The following is a 3,212-nucleotide window of genomic DNA, read 5'->3' on the forward strand; positions in this document are numbered from 1 at the left end:
TCACTGCAAACAACTTGATTTAGTTATAAAGCTAGATACATGAGCGAGGAATAAACAAACATTAATTATGTTTGTCCGAGCGCAAGACATAAAGCTATGCTTTATGTTAAAATCAACTCAAATATACCTGTTAATAACTCATTTGATGAAAGTTAGGCATACACAATGTGTAAATAAGACCCAACGAATAGTCATAAACAGTTGTGCTGGCGACAATAGCAAGAGTGAACCACCTGATCCCTTCCCGAACTCAGAAGTGAAACCTCTTAGCGCTGATGGTAGTGTGGAGTTATCCATGTGAGAGTAAGTCATCGCCAGCTCATTAATTCTAAATCCCCCTAACTTAACGGTTAGGGGGATTTTTTTATGCTGAAAATATTAAATAATAAAAATGAGAGACAAGAAGAAGATTAGCTAAAATAGCCGTTAATATTTAATAGGTTTAGTTGCTATTAAAAACTAAATTTGTTTATATTTTTATCAGATGGATCAGTATTGCATAATTCTGTTGCTTGCATTTTTTAGGGTATAGAGTAGCTGCCCTAAGAGTACATCTTTTTCAGTCAGCGTTACAATAATCATTGGGTGATTTGAAGAAGGGATTGAGGTTAAAATGGCTTTACCATTGTCTGCATCCAAAGTAATTGATTGACAACCTTCGAGATGAATTTCATTCATAAAGGCTGCAACCATAGCTAAAATCGAGCTACTAACTGCTGCAAGTTTAGTACTGTTATACCCATCTCTTTTATAGACATGGGCTAACTCGAAGCCATCTGTGCTACACAGCATGACATAATTGACACTGCGGACATTCATGAGAACATCTTGAATCTCACTCTTTGCAAAATCAATTAACTCTTTTGGTGCTGTGCGGCTTTGCGCTAAAGTAAACATATAGAACCTCGTTAAGGGTTAATTGGCAATATTTGAGTTGATCTCAATGGATGTAATGAGCGCTTCTAATAATAATAAAACGTCATCTTTCTTCCTTGCATCGATAAAGAAGAGGGGAGAAAAGAGGTCATTTTGTAATAACCAGTCTTTATAGATAGTGGTTGATTTGGTTGACTCAGAAAGAAGATCGGTATGTGTAATGCCGATTGCAATATTGTCGGTAAAGTTTTGAAATGTTTCCAGATAACTTTCTAATTCTTGAATAGGATTATCTGAATGATGGTCAATCAAAATCACAGCACCAATAGCACCTTTAGTAATGGCAGACCAAATAAAGTCGAAGCGGCTTTGCCCAGGTGTACCATATAGCCCAATGGTCAGGTTTTCATCAAGCGTGATTTCACCATAATCAATACCAACTGTGGTTTCTAATTTGGTATGGCGCTGTGCATCTGTGTTGAAAGCCTCTGTTTGCAATACAGGAATCTCTGAGAGTGATCGAATAGCCTCTGTTTTACCTGCGCCCATACCACCAGCAAAAACAATTTTAAAGCGTTGTAAAATCATATTATTATCCTATATGCCTAGTTTTTTTCTTAGTTTTCCAAAAAAGCTTTTAATTAAACCTGCTTCTTCTGTAACTTGAGGCATTTCTGGTGGATTAAAGTGTTTATCCCAAATATTGATTTTTGAGAGATTATGGGTCGCGATATTGGCTGCAATAAAGCGCTGCACAGTTTCAATGGGGAGGTTCAACTGCGTTGCAATTTTTGAAACTTTACCACCTTGAATAAAGCAGCTGGAAAGTTGAAAAATGGTTTTCCTGTCCACATTGCTTGCTGGCTTAGGCCACATATGGATCTTAAAATGCCCATCTTCAGGTGCAATTTCTTTCAAAAATATGGGTGAATCCCAAAAAAACTGCCATAGCCAGTCGCTAAGTATATGGGGTTGCTTACGTGAGACTTTCATGAAATTACTGGTGCTGGCAATGTCATAATCAAAACCAGAATCTGTAAAGGCTTGTTCTCGCTCTGTATTGAGCCAAGCGATATTTTTCTGAATATCAATAATGGCAATGGTGCCCAAAGTATCAAAAAGATGTAGCTTTGAGTTGCGTTCGGTATCCAGCATTTTGCTGAAATATTCTAATTTATAGGGTGTTTTTTTATTCTGAGTTTCGATAGGAAGGATTTGTTGATTGTCAAAAGAGGGGTGTAGTAGATGTTGAATAATCCAATTCGAGAAGCTTTCAATATGTGTAATTGGTAAAGAAATTGTGTTTTCGTGGAGTCGGTTTTCGTTATGGGGTTGCTTAGAAATTTTTAGCCATGGGAACTGACGACTTCGAATGATCTTTTGGATTCCTTTGGTTTCATAAAAGCTTTCATGGATAAATAAACAATCAATAGTTGGGTCAGCAGCGGAGCTCCAGTTAATTTGATACTCTTGTGGAATGAGATTACGTAGCTGTGTTTTAAGTTCATCAGAATGGTTTGAACTCAGGCCAGTAATCGCAATATTAATATATTGCTTATTCATAGTGTTTCTTTAATTTAATTAGGTTGAAGAGGACAACGCATACAACCCCTTTCCCAAAAGGATGAGAAAGGGGCAATTCAAATTAAGAAAAATCTAGGCCTTTTTCATATCCTTTGAGTTCATGGCGAGCCATAGCAAGGTTTGCTTTAGAGCGTTCAAGGACAAGATATAAGAATATTTTGTCATTGCCTTCTAAAGGACGAATAAGGTGATACTGCTTACCGAGTGTAATTAAAATATCTTCGATGGTGTCATTCAAGTTCAATGCTTGTGCAACACGTCGTTTTGAGCGAACGACTTCAGTATTACCTGCAGCCGCGAGTTCTAAATCGATGCTTCCACCGCCTTGAGTTGCTAGGGCCAAACCGCTTTCCCCATCGACCAATGCTGCTGCATAGAATCCATCGATATTTGCTAATGCTTCCAATGACACTTTAGCCATAGTTTTTCTCTTTAATTTTATGAGTTTTGAAATCCTTTTAACTTGTTGTTTAACAAGTCGATTTAATTATATGGACGGCATCAAAAAATTATCAATATAAATAAATGTAACAAAAAAAAGATGAATAAATGTACGATTGAATCCGAGGCTTTTAGTCAGTTTTTGCTACAGATTCTGTGATTAAGTTTGCGTATTTTAAAAAGGAGTGTGAGAAAGTTTATTGTTATTTGAAAAAGTGTTTAGGGTCTGTTGACATTTACTGTTCATAATTAACCCTATAAAGGTAGCCATAAAAATATACAGGCTAAAGCAACAGAACTTTGATAATTTC

General features: G+C 36.5%; 4 protein-coding genes and 1 rRNA gene. 1 reads left to right on the forward strand and 4 read right to left on the reverse strand.

Annotation, left to right across the window (positions count from 1 at the left end; translation table 11 throughout):
* Nucleotides 1-205 precede the first annotated feature (205 nt).
* Nucleotides 206-320: ribosomal RNA gene (gene rrf, locus AXW61_RS09380) — 5S ribosomal RNA — on the forward strand.
* Nucleotides 321-489: 169 nt separating this feature from the next.
* On the opposite strand, the gene AXW61_RS09385 is transcribed toward rrf, so the two are convergent.
* The 4 genes from AXW61_RS09385 to AXW61_RS09400 form a co-directional block, all read right to left on the reverse strand.
* Nucleotides 490-897 carry a roadblock/LC7 domain-containing protein gene (locus AXW61_RS09385; RefSeq protein ID WP_062034115.1) on the reverse strand — a complete coding sequence of 136 codons (408 nt, stop codon included), beginning with the start codon at nucleotides 895-897 and terminating at the stop codon, nucleotides 490-492.
* Nucleotides 898-915: 18 nt separating this feature from the next.
* Nucleotides 916-1,464 (reverse strand): ATP/GTP-binding protein, encoded by a 549-nt coding sequence (locus AXW61_RS09390; protein ID WP_004695077.1) that lies wholly within the window; start codon nucleotides 1,462-1,464, stop codon nucleotides 916-918.
* A 9-nt stretch (nucleotides 1,465-1,473) separates the two neighbouring features.
* The gene (locus AXW61_RS09395; protein WP_062034116.1) at nucleotides 1,474-2,439 is read right to left on the reverse strand and encodes a hypothetical protein; all 966 of its coding nucleotides are present in this window, start codon (nucleotides 2,437-2,439) and stop codon (nucleotides 1,474-1,476) included.
* 82 nt (nucleotides 2,440-2,521) lie between these two features.
* Complete coding sequence (locus tag AXW61_RS09400) at nucleotides 2,522-2,881, reverse strand: hypothetical protein (protein ID WP_004983207.1); 360 nt, start codon at nucleotides 2,879-2,881, stop codon at nucleotides 2,522-2,524.
* Between the last annotated feature and the right edge of the window lie 331 nt (nucleotides 2,882-3,212).

Origin of the sequence: Acinetobacter sp. BMW17 (genome assembly GCF_001592855.1) — a bacterium.
Classification (GTDB): domain Bacteria; phylum Pseudomonadota; class Gammaproteobacteria; order Pseudomonadales; family Moraxellaceae; genus Acinetobacter; species Acinetobacter johnsonii.

Excerpts from the sequence above, each read along its gene's own strand:
- AXW61_RS09385 (WP_062034115.1), bottom strand. The coding sequence starts at position 897 with ATGTTTACTTTAGCGCAAAGCCGCACAGCACCAAAAGAGTTAATTGAT.
- AXW61_RS09390 (WP_004695077.1), bottom strand. The coding sequence starts at position 1,464 with ATGATTTTACAACGCTTTAAAATTGTTTTTGCTGGTGGTATGGGCGCA.
- AXW61_RS09395 (WP_062034116.1), bottom strand. The coding sequence starts at position 2,439 with ATGAATAAGCAATATATTAATATTGCGATTACTGGCCTGAGTTCAAAC.
- AXW61_RS09400 (WP_004983207.1), bottom strand. The coding sequence starts at position 2,881 with ATGGCTAAAGTGTCATTGGAAGCATTAGCAAATATCGATGGATTCTAT.